Below are 16446 nucleotides of genomic sequence, written 5' to 3' on the forward strand. Positions count from 1 at the left end.
AGGAGACAACCCGAATGACCACGGCGACCGCGGCCCTGCCGCCGCATCTTGCCCAGTCGAAACTGACGCTCGAGCAGTTCGACGCCTTGCTCACGAAGATCTACGAAGGCCCGCTCGAGGACGTCCCGTGGGGCGGCGCGCTCGAACAGATCCGCGTGCATCTGCACGCGAACTACGCGACGATGATCCTGCGCTGGCCCGCCAGCGGCCATGCGGGGCTGATGATCAATGCGTCGGAAAACAGCGCGCCGCTGCCGGGCGTCGCGTCGTACAACAGCTACTACTACGCGCTCGACCCGTTCGTGAACCTGCCGACCGATCGCGTCGTCACGGTCGACGAGTTGCTCGGCGCCGGCGTCTGGCGCAACAGCGCGATGTATGCCGAATTCCTGAAGCCGCTCGACGTCGGCCATCTGATGGGCGCCGACCTGCGCACGCACGACGGCGTCGAGTGCCGCTTTCGCGTGTGCCGTTCGCATCGCGACCACGCATTCTCGGCGACCGACAAGGCCGTGTGCAACGCGCTGCTGCCGCACCTGAAGCGCGCGGTGCGGCTGCACGCGAAGTTCGGGATGGTCGAATCCGAGCGCACGCTGTATGCGAGCACGATCGACCGCATGCTCGTCGGCACCGCGATCCTCGACGAGCGCGGCGCGATCATGAAGACCAATTCCGTCGCCGACGAGATCTTCGCCGAATGCGACGGCCTGCGCGTGCGCGGCGGCGCGCTCGAAGCGTCGTATCCGCTGGAGGACCGCAAGCTGCAGAAGCTGATCCGCCAGGTGCTCGCGGAACGCACGGGCAGCACGCCGTCGGTCGCGCACGCGATCGCGGTGCCGCGCCCGTCCGGCAAGCCGCGGCTCGGCGTGCTGATCCGCGCGGTGCCGCTCAGCGAGTGGTCGGAGGACAATCCGCGCCGGCCGGCGTGCGCGATCTTCATCCGCGATGCCGAGCGCAAGTCGCAGGCGTCGCACGAGATCGTGCGCAAGCTGTTCGACCTGACGCCGGCCGAGACCGCGCTGGCGCTCGCGCTCGTCAACGGACAGACGCTCGAGGAAGCGGCCGACGAGCTGGCGATCAGCAAGAACACCGCGCGCTCGCATCTGCGTGCGATCTTTTCGAAGACAGGTGTCACGCGGCAGGCGACGCTGGTGCGGCTGTTGTTGAACAGCGTGCTGTCGCTGGGGTGAAGCGTTCGCCGCAATGCCGCCACCGCCGAATCCGCCTAGTCCGTTTCAACGTCGAAGCATCGGCGCAGCCCGCCTAACCTGTCCGTCCGACCCGCGCTTCAGGAGACAGGAATGGAACGCTTCGCAGGACAAGTCGCCGTCGTGACCGGCGCGGCGACCGGCATCGGACGCCAGGCCGCGCTGTGCTTCGCCGAAGCCGGCGCGCAGGTCGCGCTGCTGGACACCGCCGTGGCGGCCGCGGAAGACACCGCGCACGAGATCGAGCGCCTCGGCGCGAAGGCGATCGTGCTGCGCACCGACGTGTCGCGCGACGCCGACGTGCGCCATGCGATCGACATGACGGTCGACACCTTCGACCGCCTCGACCTCGCGTTCAACAACGCGGGCATCGCGCCGCGCGGCGCACCGGCCGCCGAATTCGACGAGGACGAATGGGACCGCACGATCGCGGTCAACCTGAAAGGCGTGTGGCTGTGCATCCGGCACGAATGCCGGCACATGCTGCAATCGGGCGGCGGCGCGATCGTCAACACGTCGTCGATCATGGGGCTCGTCAGCGGCCCCGGGCTCGCCGCGTATTCGGCGTCGAAAAGCGGTGTCGTCGGCCTCACGAAAGCGGTGGCGCTCGACTATGCGAGCCGCGGCATTCGCGTGAACGCCGTGTGCCCCGGCGGCATCGCGAACACGGCGATCACCGACCGGCCGGACAACCGCGCCGACATGGCGCGGCTGATGCAGGCCACGCCGATGGCACGGCTCGGCGAGCCGCGCGACGTCGCGGAAACGGTGATGTGGCTGTGCTCGCCCGCCGCACGCTTCGTGACCGGCCAGGCGATCGCCGTCGACGGCGGCTTCACCGTGTGGTGATCGTGTACCATCGGCGCTTCCCGATACGCTTTGGCGCGCTGCCTTCGTCCGCCCGGCCACGCCCGCGCGGTTCGCGCAGCGCGTTTCCTTCGCATGACCTCATCCGCTTCGTCCGACGACACCGCGCTGCGCCCGCTGCCGATCGATACGCTGACCGTGCCGGCCGCGCTCGACGGACGCACGGGCACCAACCGCTCGGGCAGCGCGCATCCGCAGATCGCCGCGACCCATGACCTCGACGCCGTGCGCGCCTGGCTCGCACGCTTCGTCGATACGCCGACCACCTTCCAGAACTACCGCAAGGAAGCCGAGCGCCTGCTGTTGTGGGCCGTGATCGCGTGCGGCAAGCCGCTGTCGTCGCTCACGCACGAGGATCTCGTCGTGTACCGGCAATTCCTGCTCGCGCCCGCGCCGGCCGAGCTGTGGTGCGCGAACGGCGGCCGCAAGCATCCGCGCGACGATCCGCGCTGGCGGCCGTTTTACGGGCCGCTGTCGGCAGCCAGCCAGCGGCAGGCGCTGGTGATCCTGAACGTGATGTTCTCGTGGCTCGTGCAGGCCGGCTATCTGGCCGGCAATCCGCTCGCGTTGTCGCGGCAGCGGCAGCGCCGGCCCGCGCCGCGCGTCACGCGCCATCTCGGGCAGCCGCTGTGGCAAGCGGTGAAGGATGCGATCGCCGCGATGCCGCGCGACGATGCACGCGCCCGCTTCCATGCGGATCGCGCGCGCTGGCTGTTCACGTTGCTGTATCTCGGCGGGCTGCGCATCACCGAAGCGGCCGATACGACGATGGGCCGGTTCTTCTGCCGCCGCGATGCGGACGGGCACGAACGCTGGTGGCTCGACGTGACGGGCAAAGGCGGCCGGCAGCGGCTCGTGCCGGCCACCGACGAGATGATGACCGAGCTGGCGCGCTACCGGCGTGCGCACGGCCTGCCCGCGCTGCCGGTCGACGGCGAGCCGACGCCGCTCGTGCTGCCGGTCGGCCAGGCGCGCAAGCCGCTCACGCGTGCGGCACTGCACCGGATCGTGAAGCAGGTGTTCCGGCACGCGGCCGACCGGCTGCGCGCGAGCGGCGAAGCCGGCGAGCACGCGGCGCGCGTGCTCGAACAGGCGTCCGCGCACTGGCTGCGTCACAGCGCGGGCTCGCACATGGCCGACGGCCGCGTCGATCTGCGGCTCGTGCGCGACAACCTCGGCCATGTGTCGCTCACGACGACGAGCCAGTATCTTCACGCGGACGACGACTGGCGCCATCGCGAGACGCAAGCGAAGCACCGGATCGGGTGGGACTAGACTGCGTTCCGCCGCTCGACGGACGAGGTCGATCCCGCCGAGATCCGCCGTGGCTGCGGCACTTTGCATGGCCGCTTGCTCCGGCGCGTCGATCCCGCCGCGCGACACGTCGACACGCTTGCCGTGTCAGTACACCGCCACCCAGTGCCCGGGCACCCACGCCCAGTGATTGCCGGCCCACCGGTAATGCCCCCTGGCCCAGCGATAGCCGGGTGCGGGCGGCGGCGGGGCCACCTCGGCGACGGGCGCGGGCTGCGGCGGCCGCACGGGCTCGACCACGCACGCGGACATCAGCACGGCGCTCGCGCTCACCAGCATGGCGAGCGAAACAGACCGGATCTTCATTGTCGATGCTCCCTGTTGTGTCATCGGTTGTCGGCCGATCGCGGCGACACGACGCGTCACGCGGCTGCGCGAATCAGGCCGCTCATCGGCCGTGTCGCACCGCTTTCCGCGAACAGCGCGGATGCGGTGCGGCGCGGGTCGAGCCGCAGGCTGTCGGCGGCGGCGCCCGCGATCAGCGCATCGAGCGACGCAGTCGGCTTCAGGTCGCGCCCTTCGTACAGGTCGCCCGGCCGCAGCCCCGGCCAGTCGGCGATCACGCGGCCGCCTGCCACCGCGCCGCCCGCGAGCATCGCGACCGACGCCTGCCCGTGATCGGTGCCGCCCGTGCCGTTCACCGCGGCCGTGCGGCCGAATTCGGTCGCGACCAGCACCGTGGTCTGCTGCCACGCGGGCCCGAGGCCGTCGCGCAACGCGGCGAGCATCGTGTCGAGCGCCTTCAACTGATTCGTGAGCCGCGCGTTCTGCGCGCTATGGGTATCCCAGCCGCCCGTCTCGATCATCGCGATCCGCGGGCCGTCGTCGCGCGCGAGAAACGTCGCGGCGAGCTTGCCGACGCCGGCCGGGTCCTGTCGCGCATGGGCGTCGCCGGCGAGGCCGCGTGCTTCCATCGCGGATTGCCACAACGGGCCGAGCTGCGCATCGGCTTCGTAGAGCGCCGACACGCGCGTGAGCAGATCGTCCGGCGCGGCCGGCAAACCGGATGGCGCATACGACGCGGCCTGCACCGCGCCGCGCAGCGCGAGCGGTACGGTCGGCGCGAACGCGATTGCGTTGTCGCGCGTCGCCGGCAGCAGCGCGGCGAGCCGGTTCAGCCAGCCGTCCTTGACCTGGTACGGCGCCCGGCCGCCCGTTTCGAGCACGTTCTGGCCGTCGAAATGCGAGCGGTCGCGATACGGCGACGCGATCGCATGGACGAACAGCGCCTGACCGTCGCGGTACATCTGCGCGGTTTGCGCGAGCGACGGATGCAGCGCGAACGTGCCGTCGAGCCGCGTCGCGGCCGTCGTGTCGATCGCGAGCGGGCCGCGCAGCGACGCATACGCGGGCTCCGCATACGGGACGACGATGTTCAGGCCGTCGGCCGCGCCGCGCTGGATCACGAACACGAAGCGCCGGTCGGTCTCGACATTCGCGAACGCGAGCCGCGGCGCGACGAGCATCGCGCCCGCGCCGGCCGCGGCCACACTGAGGAATCGTCGGCGGGACAGTGCCATGGTCATCTCCGTTGGAAATCGGGCGAAACGAGCAGCAGTGCGAGCGACGTCGTCGCGCTTTCGGCGCGCGCGAGCGCGGTCGCGGTCGGCGCGCTCAGCGAACCGGCGAGCAGCGTGTTGCCGAGCGTGCGCGGATCGAGCCGGTCGCCCGTGCGTGCGGCCAGACGCTGCGCGATCTCGACGCGGCGCACCAGCGCATCGGGCGCGGCCCAGCTCGCGGCGACGTCGTCGTAGCCGGCCGGTGAACCCGGCCGCCACACCGGCTGGCCGAGCTGGGCGAGCAGCGGCGCGGCCTTGAGATCACCGGTGTCGCGCCAGCCGAGCCCGCGCAGCGACGACACGGCCCACTCCCACGGCGTCTTGAACTTGCGGTTGACCGGCGACCACGCGTCGGGCGCGTCGACGAGCGCGCGATAGACGGTCGGCAGGTCGCCGCCGCTCGCATCGAAGACGCGCGCGAGCCGCTCGGTCAACGCGGGCGGCGGATTGTCGGCGACGACATGACGGGCGAGCTGGAACGCGATGTGTCGGCCGGTCGCCGACGATCGCGCGAGGTCGCGCAGGATCGCGCGCGCCTGCGCTTCACCCGGTTGATCGTAGGTGCGCCCCATCACCGTGCGCGTGCCGGGTTCGTGCAGATTCGGCCGGAACACGAATGCGCCCGGCGCCGCATCGCCCGGTTGCGCCCCGCGCCCGCCGGCGATGCTCCAGCCGGTCAGCGCGCGGGCGAATTCCGTCACGTCGGCTTGCGTGTAGCCGGTGCGCACGCCGAGCGTGTGCAGCTCCATGATTTCGCGTGCGAGGTTCTCGTTGAGCCCGCGCTTCGCGGACGGATCGCGTGCCTGCGCACGCAGTGCGGCCGGGCTGTCGGGACCGACCGAGCGCGCCTGGTCGAGGAACACCTGCATCGCGGGATGCTGCTCGACGGCGACGAGCATGTCCTCGAAACGGCCGAGCACGTGCGGACGGATCGCGTCGCGTTCGAATGCGCCCGCGTACGCGGCCACCTGCCCCTTGTCGACCGACACCGCGAAATGATTCGCCCAGAAATGCACGAGACGCTCGACGAACGGCGTGGACGTGTTCAGCGCGCTGTTCATGCGCGCGGCGACGGCGCCGCGATACGCGTCGTAGCCGTCGCGGCGGATCGACTGCGCGGTGGCGCGCTTCGCGGCCGCGTCGTCGCCCGTCGTCGCGTTGCGGGTGTTCGCGAAGCGCGTGGCGAGCGTGACCGCGTCCGGCTCGCCGGCCCATGCGGCGGGTCGCGCATCGTAGCGGTCGAACTGGGCGAGCAATGCGGCCTTCGGGTCGGCGGGCGGGGCTTCGTCGGCGCGCGCGCCGAGACCGAAGCGGTTCAGCGCGATCGCGGCCGGCGTGGCGTCGTTCGGGTGGTCCATGACGGGCTCTCTTGCGGTGCGTATTCACGTTCAACGCAAGCACGCCGGGAAATCCGTCGCGGGGCGGGAAAATATTTTTTGCTGTGGAAGCGCCGGGCGGAAATCGCGCAACACGGCGGCGTGGATCGTCGACGGACAACGACCGCGCGATTCGCCGGAACCGGCGCACGCATGACGCACGAGCGGCGCGCAGATCGCGCGCCGCCCACGCGCGGCTTACTCGCTCGTCGACGCGTCCGGTTTCTTCTGCAGCCTCGGCGGCAAACGCCAGTTGCCGCTGTGCTGCAACCCGTCGACGAACTTCGCGCGCTCGTCGGGCGTCAGCGTCGCCGCGAAATCGACGACGCTGCGCTCGACCTGCGCACGCATCGCGGTGTCGGCCGCGCGCGTGCGGTCGAGCGCCGCATCGATCGCCGCGCGATCGAGTTGCGGCGCGGCGAGCAGGTCCAGCACGGTGATCCGGCCGTCGCGCCCTTCGCGCGCGAAATCGCGACCGCTCTTGCGAGCCGCCTTCAGCGCCGCGGCGAACTCGCGCTGCCGCGCATCGGGCAAGCCGTCCGCCGCGAAACGCAACGCGGTGCGCGATGCGGGCGCGCCCGCCGCGTGCCCGTCGCGGTGAGTCGAGAACCATTGATACGCGCCGCCGCCGATCGCGCCGAGCATGAACACGTTCAGCACGACCGAGCCGACGAGGGTGAATTTCCAGCCGCGTTCGGTCATTCGTCACTCCCGTCCACGCTCGGACCGCCGAACGTCGTCGTCAGATAGCCCGGCTCGTGCTGCGCCGGCGACGCGCTGCCGAGCATCAGCATCGACACGGCCACCGCCCCCGCGAGCGCGCCGGCCAGGCCGACGCCCGCGAACGCCGCGCCCGACCACCATACGGCGCCGCGCCGGCGGGCGCGCTGCGGCGCGGGCGCCGTCGCGACGATGCGCTCGACGAGCGCCGGCGCCGGAGGCGCGACCGTGTCGTACGCGAGCCACGCATCGAGGTCGGCCGCATCGTCGAGCGCCAGCAGCGCGTCGCGCGGGTTCGCGTGCGCCCACGCCTCGGCGGCCGCGCGCTCGCCGGCCGGCCAGCGCCGCGCGTCCGAGCCGTACGCGGCGACGATGGTACGAAATCGTTCGGGTGTCATCGCTTGTCCTCGCTAGGTGGGTCGCCGGCCAGTTGCGCGCGCAGGTTGCGCCGCGCACGGGCGAGCAGGCTTTCCAGCGCATCGACGGTGATGCCCATCAGGTTGGCCGCTTCCACGTTCGACATGTCCTGATAGTACTGGAGCACCAGCGCTTCCCGCTGCCTCGGCGGCAACGCGGCCAGCGCCTGCCGCACGCGCGCATCGCGCGAACGCAGTTCCGCATGCGCGGCCGGCTCCGGTTGCGTGTCGGGCACGTCGGGCAGCGTATCGACGGGCGCCTCGCGCCGGCCGCGCAACCGGTCGTAGCACAGGTTCAGCACGACGCGATGCAGCCACGTGTCGAAGCGCGCTTCGCCTTCGCGCCAGCGCGGCGCCTGGTTCCAGATTCGCAGGAACGTCTCCTGTGCGACGTCCTCGGCTTCGCTCCGGTCGCCGAGCATGCGCGTCGCCAACGCGAGCAGCCGCGGCAGCTTGCGCGCGACGAGCACGCGCACCGCCGACGCATCGCGCGCGCCGACACGTGCGACGAGTTCCGCGTCCGGATCGCGGTCGCCGCGATCGCTCAACGCCGCCTGCTCCGTCGCGCGGCGCGTGCGCGCCGCACTGTCACGGCGGCGGGACCCGCCGCCCGGCTGAAGCTCATCGTCGTGCTCTCCTTGCATGCGTCGGGCCATCGCCGGACGGCGCCATGCCGACGGTGCGTCGACGCCGCGCGCGTCGCGCCCGGCATCGCACACGGTGCCGGCCGAGCCGGGTTCATCGACATCCGGTTCGCGCCGCATGTCGATCCTCGCAGCCCGCCACGCGAGCGTGGGCCGGCGCGCTCAATATACGACGACCGGCGCGGGCCGGTAATACACCGGACGGGCCGGCACCACGACGCAGCCGGCCAGCACGATCGCCGCGGCCGCCAGTATCACGATGATTCGAAAAGGCATCGCTTCGACTCATGATGTTGCGTGAAATATCCGCTGCGCCGGCATCGCGTGCCGCGCGGCGGCCTGCACGTCAGGCCCAGTGGCCCGGCACCCAGCGCCAGGCCGGGCCGCGCGCGGCCCAGTGTCCGGGCACCCAGTGGTAACCGACCCGCACCACTTGCCAGTGGCCCGGAATCCACACGTAGCGGCCCTGCCGCCAGTGCCAGTGGCCCTGATCCCATACGTAACCGGCACGCGGCGCCGGCATGACTTCGACGCGCGGCGGCGGCGGCGCGTAAGGCGCGACGATGACGGCCTGCGCGAATACGGCGGACGTCGCGAGCGCAGCCAGGCATCCGACGGCCAATCGCAATGGAACGGAAAGTTTCATGAAAGACTCCGAAATAACGGGCATCGACCGGAAGCGGTCGTTCATGCGTTAAACGGAGCGGACGGGGGAAATCCGTCGCGGTATCGGCAAATAAATTTCGGAGAAACTGAACGGGCGCGGGAGCGGACCGGCGGCCACGACGCGCGCCTCTGCACATCGGCGGCCGCAGGCGCAGGGTCGCGGCACTGTCACAACGCGGCAAAACTGCCCTTCGACAATGCATGCGACCGGGATCCCGCTCGTTTCCGGCCCACGCCCCGGCCGTGCTCGCGCATGGCCGCGCGGTTCCGCGTCTCGCGCCCCATCAACGAAAAACACCGACCATGTCGAACCAGGACACTCTCCCTGACCAGCCGAACGAGCCGGCCGCCTCCGTGTCGCGTCGCGGCTTCCTGAAACTCGCCGGCGTCTCCGGCCTCGCCACCGCCGCCGGCGGGCTCGCGGCGGCCCGCGCCGCCGCGTCGAACCCGGACGGCACGCCCGAGCAGGTTCACCTGACGTGGGGCAACGACCCGACGTCCGAAGTCGTGATCTCGTGGGCGTCGCTCGCACCGGCCGTCAATCCGCGCGCACGCATCGTCGCCGACGGCGAGCCGGCGCGCACCGTGCATGGCGTCCAGCGCCTGTACACCGACGGCCTGAACGGCGAGACCGTGTTCGCGTACCACGCGCGCGTGCACGGGCTGAAGCCGGATACGCGCTACCGCTACGAGATCACGGCCGACAACGACGGCAATGCGGCACAGCCGTTCTCCGCGCACTTTTCGACCGCGCCGCGCGGCCGGGCGCCGTTCCGTTTCACGAGCTACGGCGATCTCGCGACGCCCAACGGCGCGTGGGTGCTGTCGTCGCCGCAAAGCCGCTTCGCGGTGCAGGCCGTCGAGCAGTTCCAGCCGCTGTTCCACCTGCTGAACGGCGACCTCTGCTACGCGAACCTGAACCCCGCGCACCAGCCCGAGGTGTGGCGCGATTTCGGCAACAACAACCAGACGTCGGCCGCGAATCGCCCGTGGATGCCATGCCCCGGCAATCACGAGATCGAGTTCAACAACGGTCCGCAGGGGCTCGACTCGTATCTCGCCCGCTATACGCTGCCGGAGAACGGCACGCATTTCCCCGGCCGCTGGTACAGCTTCCGTGTGAGCTCCGTGCTGTTCGTGTCGCTCGACGCCGACGACGTCGTGTACCAGGACGCCGCCGCGTTCGTCGGCGGCCCCGCGCCGCTCGTGCCGGCCGCGAGCACCGGCCGCCCGCCGATCGAGCCCGGCACGTCGTTCTACGTGCGCGGCTACAGCAACGGCGAGCAGACGCGCTGGCTCGAACGTACGCTGCGTCACGCCGCGCATGACGACGATATCGACTGGATCGTCGTGCAGATGCACCAGGACGCGCTCAGTTCGTCGAAGACGGGCAACGGGTCCGACAAGGGCATTCGCGAAGCGTGGCTGCCGCTGTTCGATCGTTACGGCGTCGATCTCGTGCTGTGCGGCCACGATCACGACTACGAGCGCAGCTATCCGGTGCGCGGCTGCAATCACCGCGCGGGCGTCGACGCGAAAACCGGCGAAGTGGTCGAAACGCTGCAGCCGCGCCCGGTCGGCTCGAACGATCCGAACCGGACGACGTTCGACACGAGCCACGGCACGATCCACCTGATCCTCGGCGGCGGCGGCACCAGCGCGCCGCTCGACGTGTACGGCGAAAACCCGTCGACCGGCTTTGCGCAGGCGAAGGTGTTCACGAAGCCGAACCGGCCGGTGCCCGGCACCGCGCCGAACACGTTCGTGCGCCAGCCGGCCGATGCGCTCGAGGATGCGATCTGGTCCGCACGCCGCGACACGGGCACCGGCTACGGGATCGCGGTGTTCGACCACGATCCGGGCAAGCCGGGCGGCCACACGACGATCACGATGCGCTACTACCACGCGCCGGGCGCCGACCAGCACCCGACCGCGCAGTACGAGCTGTTCGAGACGATCGAACTGAGCAAGAAGCGGCGCGAGCGGTGACCGGACGGGCGCCCGCTGCGTCGGGCGTCTGACGCTTCGATCGCCCGGCTCGTTGCGCACGCAACGTGACGGGGCGATCAGGATGCCGCGATTCGCGAAGTACCGGTCGAACATCGCGCGCGGCATCGCCACGTTTTGCTGCGTGCGCACGTCGAACCCGGACGGGTTGTGGAACAGCCAGTCGCCCGTGTCGCGGTTGGTGCCGAACACGAGGACCCGATGCCCGCCGCGCGACGGCGGCTCGAAACCGTCGTGCCGGATGACAAGGCGGCCCTCTCTTGGTGGTTTCGTGAAGCCGGCACGCGGACGTCGACACGGTGAGCTTCGCCGACCCGGCGGACCCCGGCGGCAATTCCTCGAGTACTCGGCCGAATTCGACCTGAAGCGCATCGTGCTAGAGTGCGGCGGCAAGAATCCGGCGCTCGTGCTGCCCGATGCGCCCGATCTCGACGCGGTCGCGCAGCCGATCGTCGACGGCGCGTTCCGGAGCATGGCGGGCACTGCCCGCGCCGTCGCGTCATCCGAAATCGAATTGGCATGTTGAAACAGGCAGCAAGCATGAAACGCAAGAACAAGGCAACGCTCATCGGGCTCGGTGCGGTGCTGTTATGGGCCTCGGTGGTCGCGCTCGTTCGCGGCGTCAGCGAAAGCCTCGGCGCGACCGGCGGCGCGGCGATGATCTATACGGTGGCGTCCGTGCTTCTGCTGTTCTCGATCGGCTTCCCCGACCTGAGCCGATTCCCGAAAAACTACCTGCTGTGGGGCGGGCTGCTGTTCGTGTCGTACGAGCTGTGCCTGTCGCTGTCGATCGGTTATGCGAGCAACGGTCGGCAGGCGATCGAAGTCGCAATGGTCAACTATCTGTGGCCGAGTCTCACGCTGGTCGCCGCCATCGCGTTCAACCAGCAGCGCGCGAATCTGCTGGTCGTGCCCGGCGTCCTGCTGTCGATGCTCGGCATCGGCCGGGTGCTCGGCGGCGACCAGGGGCTCGATCCGGCCGGCATGCTGCGCAACGTCGCGGACAATCCGCTCAGCTACGGGCTGGCGTTCGTCGGCGCGCTGATCTGGGCCGGCTATTGCACGGTCACCGCGCGCATCGCCGACGGCAAGAACGGCGTCACGCCGTTCTTCATGCTGGTCGCCGCGGTGCTCTGGATCAAGTTCGCGATCGAAGGCGGCGGCGGCATGACGTTCAGTTTGCACGCGGTCGGGTATCTCGTGCTGGCGGCGTCGGCGCTCGGCTTCGGCTATGCGGCCTGGAACACCGGCATCATGCACGGCAACGTGACGGTCATCGTCGGCGCGTCGTATTTCACGCCGGTGCTCGCCGCCGCCGTCGCCGCCACGCTGCTGCACGCGCCGCTGTCGGCCGAGTTCTGGCAAGGCGCGTCGATGGTGTGCGGCGGCTCGATCCTGTGCTGGCTCGCGACGCGCAGCCGCCGTGACAAGGCCAGGCCCGTGCGGATCGTCAACGAGGCCGACGGTAGCTGCCACGGGTGACGAGGCCCGGTGCCATCGTCAACTTTGCGATTCCAGCGCGATCCGCACGGCCAGCCCGGCCAGCACCGTCCCCATCAGCCAGCGCTGAACCGCCGTCCAGAGCGGCCGCCCCGCGAGAAAACCCGCGATCGAACCCGCCGCGCACGCGATCAGCGCGTTGACGCTGACGCTCACCGCGATCTGCACGCAGCCGAGCGCCAGCGATTGCGCGAACACGCTGCCGTGCCCCGGCACGATGAACTGCGGCAGCAACGACAGATACATCACCGCGATCTTCGGGTTCGCGAGGTTCGTGACGAAGCCCATCGTGAACAGCCTCGCGCGGCTGTCGTGCGGCAACTGCCGGACCTGGAACGCGGAGCGCCCGCCCGGCTTCAGCGCCTGCCACGCCAGGTACGCCAGATACAGCGCGCCGGCAACGCGCAGCGCATCGTACGCATACGGCACGGCCATCACCAGCGCGGTGATGCCCACGGCCGCGCACACCATGTAGAACACGAATCCCAGCGCGACGCCGCCGAGCGACACCAGGCCGGCGCGGCGGCCCTGGCAGATCGAGCGCGAAACCAGATAGATCATGTTCGGCCCGGGCGTCAGCACCATGCCGAGCGACACGAGTCCGAACGCAAACAGGGTGGGCAAGGCTGGCAAGGCGCACTCCTTCAGGGCAACGATCACGATGTCAGAACAATATATTGCATGTTGACCTTTGCCATCGTGAATAAACTGCAAGCGCCCCATGAGCGCCGTTCATCGTGCCCGCTGCTCGCTATCTGCCCTTTTTCGCACGGGTACGGACCGTCTTTTCCGCCTTCGCACGTTGCGCATCGACGAGCCGCACGAACGCGTCGGTGACCGCGTTGCCGGCGGTATTCCACGCCAGTCGCACGGAGCGATGCAGCCGTGGCGACAGCGCCAGCACGCGCCCGCCGAACGGCGTGTACGTGAGCGTGATGCGCGGCACGATCGACACGCCCATGCCGGCCTCCGCCATCGACAGGATCGTGCGCATCTCGACCACGTTGAATGCGGCCCGAAGCGGCGCGCCGCCGCGCGCGAAGTAATCCGCGATCACCGGCCCGCATCCCGCCTTCGAGAAAATGAACGGCGCCGCGGCCAGTTGCCGGGCCGACACGCTCTTGCGGCCGGCGAACATGTCGTCGGCCGCCACCGCGACGAAATCCTCGTCGAGCAGCGGCAGGTGGTGCGCGAACGTCTTCGTGCCGGCCACCACGCCGACGTCGGCCGTGCCGTCGTCGAGCCACCCTTCGACTTCGCTGTCCGTGCCTTCGAGCAGCACCGCCGATACGCCCGGGTGCATCTCCTTCAACGCCTCGATGGCGGGAACGACGAACGCCAGCGACACGCTCGGCAGCGACGCAACCACCAGCTTCCCTTCGAGCTTGCCGCGCGACAGGCTGAACTGCTGGCGCAGCATCTGCGCTTCCCGCACCACGCTCTGGACATACGGCCACAGGCGTTCGCCGGCCGCCGTCAGCACGACCGGCTGCCGGTCGCGCCAGAGCAGCTTGACCTGCGTGAGATCCTCCAGCTCCGTCAGCGCATGGCTGATCGCGGATTGACTGCGGCTGAGCCGGTCTGCCGCGGCCGTCAGCGAGCCGAGTTCGACCACGGCAGCGAGGGCCTGCAACTGGGCGAGCGTCATCGGATTTCCTCGTTCGAAGGTATGTATGCCGCGCATGAGACGGCCGATTCACTTGAATTATATTGAACCGGTGCGACGGTCATGCAGCCGACACGCGCACCGCGCCATCCGCGAGCCGAATGCCGGATGCAACGCTCGGGTAAGATGCGTGATCGAACCGCCGCGTCGATGCAGGCGCATCACGCTGCACGACGGGCCGGGCCGCACAACCGGCCGATCAGGTTCGCACCGATCCCGAACACCTTGCGTGCACGATGCACGCGACCGCCACGGGCGCCGTCGACGACGCTCGCTGCCGGCTACGCCGCGACATGCCATTCCATGATGCATTTCAATCTGACTGAAGGGGTGCTGGTGTCCAGCCTGCAGGGGCTCACGGCGTTCGAACTGGCCGGCATCGCCGTCGCGCTGCTGCTCGGCGGGATGGCCAAGGGCATCACCGGCATCGGCGTGCCGCTGATCGCGATGCCGATCCTCAGCCAGTTCCTGCCGATCCGGCATGCGGTGCTGCTGCTGTCGATGCCGATCATCCTCGGCAACATCCCGCAGGCGCTGGAAGGTGGCCAGGTGCTCGCGACGGCACGCAAGATCGCGGCCCCGATCGCCGGCACCGTGATCGGCAATGTCGTCGGCGTGGCGATCCTGCTGTCCCTCAATCCCGGTCACGCACAGGCCGCCTCCGGCGCGCTGCTGATCGTGGCCGCGACACTGATGCTCGCGGCACCGAAGCTCGACCTGCCGCAAGCGTGGCAAAAGCCCGTCGGTTTCGCGCTCGGCTTCGGTGCGGCGCTGATGGAAAGCATCGCATCGGTGCCCGGCCCGCTGCTCGCCACCTACCTGATTTCGTCGGGCGCGACCGGGCGCGTATTCACGAAGCAGATCGCGATCATCCTCGTGGTGTCGATCGTCACGCTGATCACGACGTTCAGCGGCGCGGCGCACGCGAGCGGCGCCGACCTCGCGATCTCGGCGGTCGCCAGCCTGCCGGCGATTGCCGGCATGTGGCTGGTTCGCCCGCTGCGGGACAAGATGTCGCCCCGGATCTTCAGGACGGTCGTCCTGCTGTTCGTGCTCGTCGCGGCGGCGCAGATGATCTGGAAGTCGGGCGTATTTCGGCACGGCGGATCGGCCACGGCCCAGACGGGTGGCGTGCACGCGACCAAGCCGTCGATCGCGCATGCGTTCTGAAAGCTGCCACGCGTAGTATGCGCAGACCACCCGGCGTATCGCTCCGACCGACAGCGCGGACGATACGCGGCCGGCTTTGCTGCGCGTACGCTGATACCGATGTCAGCATGGCCATGTCGCCAGAGGCAAGAAATGGAAACGTATGTATTGCTGGGCTGCGGATTGGGCCTTGGCCTGTTGATCGCGATCTGGGGCATCTGGTCGCTCCGCTGACGCGCGGCGGCCCCGTCCGCGCGCAAGGAATCCGTCTGGAGCAGGACGCGAAACCGTCGTGTCGATGAACGGTTCCGGTCGATTTGATTCGCAGTCCGATTCAGCCTGCCATCGCCCGCCTCCGAGCCGTCGGCCATCGCCGCCGCCCGGCACGCAGCCCGTCCGGCCCCGCGCCCTGCTCCATTCCCGAAGACGCGTTAGACTAGTCGGATGGAACAATGCCGTTATTGCCAGAGAATCCGCGATGAATGGGATTGCCACGGCGACGAATGCCGCCGGGCAATCGCCAAGGCGCTGCGCCGGCAGCGCGCCGGCCTGCCGATGGTCCCCGACCGCATCCGCAACGAGCTGCCGTCCGGCGCGCCGACCCAGCAGGTGATCGCCGTCCTGTCCCGCCAGCGCCTGCGCGCGCGGCGCGGCAACGAAGAACGCCGCGAGCGCAAGGAAATCGACGACGACGGGGTCTGATCCGGCAGCCCCGCCGCTTCGACGCGCGATATTCGGCGGCCCTTGCCGCCGCGCGCATGTCCGTGCGCGCCCCCCTGTTCACGCTCCCGCCCATTGCTTGCAATCCCCGCAATACCGAATGGGGACGGAAGACGTTCGTCTCGAAATTATTACCTCGAGCGCAACGATCTTTCACTCAAACTCGCGTTTACCCTAGGTGAAGCGACGCCTACGATGTAATCAACCGCTGACGACATGGTGTCGAACGCGGAAAGCCAACAAACATCGGAGGTCATCATGAAATCGCTCGTTTCCGCAGTCGTTGCCGCCGCCGCCCTGTCCGCGTCGTTCGGCGCATTCGCCCAAAGCACCGTGACCCGCGCCCAGGTGCGCAACGAACTGGTCCAGCTCGAAAACGCGGGCTACAAGCCCAGCCAGTCGAGCCCGTACTACCCGGCCGACATCCAGGCCGCGCAAGCCCGCGTGCACGGCATCGACAACAGCGGCGCCGGCTCGCAACCGACCGCGACCGTCGAGGGCGGCGCACCGGTCGTCCGCGCGCAGAACCCGCGCGACTCGGTCTACTTCGGCCACTAAGCCTGCCGCTGCGCGCCTCGCACCTGCAGCCCGCCCATGCGACGAGCCCGTCCCGCGACGGGCTCGTCGCGTTTCG

General features: G+C 69.7%; 18 protein-coding genes. 9 read left to right on the forward strand and 9 right to left on the reverse strand.

Going from position 1 to position 16446, the window contains the following annotated elements; all coding sequences use genetic code 11:
- Positions 1-14 precede the first annotated feature (14 nt).
- The 3 genes from H0X90_RS08685 to H0X90_RS08695 all read left to right on the forward strand — a co-directional run bounded on the left by H0X90_RS08685 (position 15) and on the right by H0X90_RS08695 (position 3350).
- Entirely contained in the window at positions 15-1190 is a 1176-nt protein-coding gene (locus tag H0X90_RS08685; RefSeq protein WP_006483696.1) for a LuxR family transcriptional regulator, read from the forward strand.
- A gap of 111 nt (positions 1191-1301) precedes the next feature.
- A complete protein-coding gene (locus H0X90_RS08690; RefSeq protein ID WP_077189409.1) occupies positions 1302-2057 on the forward strand; it encodes an SDR family NAD(P)-dependent oxidoreductase in 756 nt (251 codons plus the stop codon).
- A 93-nt stretch (positions 2058-2150) separates the two neighbouring features.
- Entirely contained in the window at positions 2151-3350 is a 1200-nt protein-coding gene (locus tag H0X90_RS08695; protein WP_077189408.1) for a tyrosine-type recombinase/integrase, read from the forward strand.
- A 126-nt stretch (positions 3351-3476) separates the two neighbouring features.
- Here H0X90_RS08695 and H0X90_RS08700 read toward each other — a convergent pair whose 3' ends face one another.
- From H0X90_RS08700 to H0X90_RS08730, 7 genes are all read right to left on the reverse strand, one after another.
- Positions 3477-3695 carry a YXWGXW repeat-containing protein gene (locus H0X90_RS08700; protein WP_006483699.1) on the reverse strand — a complete coding sequence of 73 codons (219 nt, stop codon included), beginning with the start codon at positions 3693-3695 and terminating at the stop codon, positions 3477-3479.
- Between the two features lie 56 nt (positions 3696-3751).
- Complete coding sequence (locus H0X90_RS08705; RefSeq protein ID WP_171984138.1) at positions 3752-4915, reverse strand: DUF1501 domain-containing protein; 1164 nt, start codon at positions 4913-4915, stop codon at positions 3752-3754.
- Positions 4912-6306, reverse strand: a complete 1395-nt coding sequence (locus tag H0X90_RS08710) for a DUF1800 family protein (protein ID WP_077189406.1) — start codon at positions 6304-6306, stop codon at positions 4912-4914. The genes H0X90_RS08705 and H0X90_RS08710 overlap by 4 nt, the downstream gene beginning before the upstream one ends.
- Before the next feature lie 216 nt (positions 6307-6522).
- Complete coding sequence (locus tag H0X90_RS08715; protein ID WP_006483702.1) at positions 6523-7026, reverse strand: periplasmic heavy metal sensor; 504 nt, start codon at positions 7024-7026, stop codon at positions 6523-6525.
- The gene (locus H0X90_RS08720) at positions 7023-7442 is read right to left on the reverse strand and encodes a hypothetical protein (RefSeq protein WP_062885567.1); all 420 of its coding nucleotides are present in this window, start codon (positions 7440-7442) and stop codon (positions 7023-7025) included. Before H0X90_RS08720 ends, H0X90_RS08715 begins: the two co-directional genes overlap by 4 nt.
- Positions 7439-8224, reverse strand: coding sequence for an RNA polymerase sigma factor (locus H0X90_RS08725; RefSeq protein ID WP_077056834.1), 786 nt, complete (start codon positions 8222-8224; stop codon positions 7439-7441). The genes H0X90_RS08720 and H0X90_RS08725 overlap by 4 nt, the downstream gene beginning before the upstream one ends.
- 226 nt (positions 8225-8450) lie before the next feature.
- Entirely contained in the window at positions 8451-8750 is a 300-nt protein-coding gene (locus H0X90_RS08730) for a YXWGXW repeat-containing protein (protein WP_006493271.1), read from the reverse strand.
- 323 nt (positions 8751-9073) lie between these two features.
- Here H0X90_RS08730 and H0X90_RS08735 point away from each other — a divergent pair, with 323 nt between their 5' ends.
- From H0X90_RS08735 to yddG, 3 genes are all read left to right on the forward strand, one after another.
- The gene (locus tag H0X90_RS08735) at positions 9074-10759 is read left to right on the forward strand and encodes a metallophosphoesterase family protein (RefSeq protein WP_077189405.1); all 1686 of its coding nucleotides are present in this window, start codon (positions 9074-9076) and stop codon (positions 10757-10759) included.
- Positions 10760-11048: 289 nt separating this feature from the next.
- Entirely contained in the window at positions 11049-11303 is a 255-nt protein-coding gene (locus tag H0X90_RS08740; protein ID WP_196438138.1) for an aldehyde dehydrogenase family protein, read from the forward strand.
- A 14-nt stretch (positions 11304-11317) separates the two neighbouring features.
- A complete protein-coding gene (gene yddG / locus H0X90_RS08745) occupies positions 11318-12259 on the forward strand; it encodes an aromatic amino acid DMT transporter YddG (RefSeq protein ID WP_139352369.1) in 942 nt (313 codons plus the stop codon).
- Positions 12260-12277: 18 nt separating this feature from the next.
- On the opposite strand, the gene H0X90_RS08750 is transcribed toward yddG, so the two are convergent.
- Both H0X90_RS08750 and H0X90_RS08755 read right to left on the reverse strand, forming a co-directional pair.
- On the reverse strand, positions 12278-12910 hold the full coding sequence (locus tag H0X90_RS08750) for a LysE family translocator (RefSeq protein ID WP_077189403.1): 633 nt from the start codon (positions 12908-12910) through the stop codon (positions 12278-12280).
- Between the two features lie 118 nt (positions 12911-13028).
- Positions 13029-13925: a LysR family transcriptional regulator gene (locus H0X90_RS08755; RefSeq protein ID WP_059720814.1), complete on the reverse strand. Its 897-nt coding sequence runs from the start codon at positions 13923-13925 to the stop codon at positions 13029-13031.
- Positions 13926-14246: 321 nt separating this feature from the next.
- Here H0X90_RS08755 and H0X90_RS08760 point away from each other — a divergent pair, with 321 nt between their 5' ends.
- The 3 genes from H0X90_RS08760 (at position 14247) to H0X90_RS08770 (ending at position 16370) form a co-directional block, all read left to right on the forward strand.
- Positions 14247-15113, forward strand: coding sequence for a sulfite exporter TauE/SafE family protein (locus H0X90_RS08760; protein WP_171984137.1), 867 nt, complete (start codon positions 14247-14249; stop codon positions 15111-15113).
- Positions 15114-15536: 423 nt separating this feature from the next.
- Positions 15537-15794, forward strand: a complete 258-nt coding sequence (locus tag H0X90_RS08765; protein WP_006478949.1) for a hypothetical protein — start codon at positions 15537-15539, stop codon at positions 15792-15794.
- 276 nt (positions 15795-16070) lie between these two features.
- Positions 16071-16370 carry a DUF4148 domain-containing protein gene (locus tag H0X90_RS08770; protein WP_077189435.1) on the forward strand — a complete coding sequence of 100 codons (300 nt, stop codon included), beginning with the start codon at positions 16071-16073 and terminating at the stop codon, positions 16368-16370.
- Positions 16371-16446: the final 76 nt, after the last annotated feature.

The sequence above is a fragment of the Burkholderia sp. 9775_39 genome (genome assembly GCF_015712225.1).
GTDB lineage: Bacteria > Pseudomonadota > Gammaproteobacteria > Burkholderiales > Burkholderiaceae > Burkholderia > Burkholderia cenocepacia.

Excerpts from the sequence above, each read along its gene's own strand:
- H0X90_RS08685 (WP_006483696.1), top strand. The coding sequence starts at position 15 with ATGACCACGGCGACCGCGGCCCTGCCGCCGCATCTTGCCCAGTCGAAA.
- H0X90_RS08690 (WP_077189409.1), top strand. The coding sequence starts at position 1,302 with ATGGAACGCTTCGCAGGACAAGTCGCCGTCGTGACCGGCGCGGCGACC.
- H0X90_RS08695 (WP_077189408.1), top strand. The coding sequence starts at position 2,151 with ATGACCTCATCCGCTTCGTCCGACGACACCGCGCTGCGCCCGCTGCCG.
- H0X90_RS08700 (WP_006483699.1), bottom strand. The coding sequence starts at position 3,695 with ATGAAGATCCGGTCTGTTTCGCTCGCCATGCTGGTGAGCGCGAGCGCC.
- H0X90_RS08705 (WP_171984138.1), bottom strand. The coding sequence starts at position 4,915 with ATGACCATGGCACTGTCCCGCCGACGATTCCTCAGTGTGGCCGCGGCC.
- H0X90_RS08710 (WP_077189406.1), bottom strand. The coding sequence starts at position 6,306 with ATGGACCACCCGAACGACGCCACGCCGGCCGCGATCGCGCTGAACCGC.
- H0X90_RS08715 (WP_006483702.1), bottom strand. The coding sequence starts at position 7,026 with ATGACCGAACGCGGCTGGAAATTCACCCTCGTCGGCTCGGTCGTGCTG.
- H0X90_RS08720 (WP_062885567.1), bottom strand. The coding sequence starts at position 7,442 with ATGACACCCGAACGATTTCGTACCATCGTCGCCGCGTACGGCTCGGAC.
- H0X90_RS08725 (WP_077056834.1), bottom strand. The coding sequence starts at position 8,224 with ATGCGGCGCGAACCGGATGTCGATGAACCCGGCTCGGCCGGCACCGTG.
- H0X90_RS08730 (WP_006493271.1), bottom strand. The coding sequence starts at position 8,750 with ATGAAACTTTCCGTTCCATTGCGATTGGCCGTCGGATGCCTGGCTGCG.
- H0X90_RS08735 (WP_077189405.1), top strand. The coding sequence starts at position 9,074 with ATGTCGAACCAGGACACTCTCCCTGACCAGCCGAACGAGCCGGCCGCC.
- yddG (WP_139352369.1), top strand. The coding sequence starts at position 11,318 with ATGAAACGCAAGAACAAGGCAACGCTCATCGGGCTCGGTGCGGTGCTG.
- H0X90_RS08755 (WP_059720814.1), bottom strand. The coding sequence starts at position 13,925 with ATGACGCTCGCCCAGTTGCAGGCCCTCGCTGCCGTGGTCGAACTCGGC.
- H0X90_RS08760 (WP_171984137.1), top strand. The coding sequence starts at position 14,247 with ATGATGCATTTCAATCTGACTGAAGGGGTGCTGGTGTCCAGCCTGCAG.
- H0X90_RS08765 (WP_006478949.1), top strand. The coding sequence starts at position 15,537 with ATGGAACAATGCCGTTATTGCCAGAGAATCCGCGATGAATGGGATTGC.
- H0X90_RS08770 (WP_077189435.1), top strand. The coding sequence starts at position 16,071 with ATGAAATCGCTCGTTTCCGCAGTCGTTGCCGCCGCCGCCCTGTCCGCG.